The sequence below is a fragment of the Chryseobacterium sp. SIMBA_029 genome, assembly GCF_046535275.1.
In the GTDB taxonomy this organism is placed as follows: Bacteria; Bacteroidota; Bacteroidia; order Flavobacteriales; family Weeksellaceae; genus Chryseobacterium.
In genome coordinates this window covers 1-274 of the sequence record NZ_JAWRXA010000285.1, presented here as the reverse complement: position 1 = coordinate 274, position 274 = coordinate 1, and the positions used below count along the sequence as shown (strand labels likewise).

Sequence of the window (274 nt, the reverse complement as noted above, 5' to 3'; positions counted from 1 at the left end):
ATTGACCATTCGGAAAGTTTAAAAGGAGATGTTGTAGGAATTCAGCAGACGATTAATGGTATCCCGATATTCGGTAGTTCTGCAAATGTTCTGATAAGGGAAGACAAAGTATTAAGCTTTGCAGATACTTTCATAAAAATTTTGCCAACTTCTATTAAAGGAAAAGAAGGAGGCAATAAGGAGGCTCTTGTGACTGCCGCTGCTAAAAAATTAAATGGAAATACTACTGCGAAAAACAAGGAGGGTAAAGACGAATTCCTTAAGACTACCACAG

Annotated in this window: 1 protein-coding gene; it reads left to right on the top strand. The window is 37.2% G+C overall.

Annotation, left to right across the window (positions count from 1 at the left end):
* The coding region (locus tag SB679_RS24150) for a hypothetical protein (RefSeq protein WP_410704776.1) at positions 1-274 on the top strand (274 nt) is incomplete at both ends.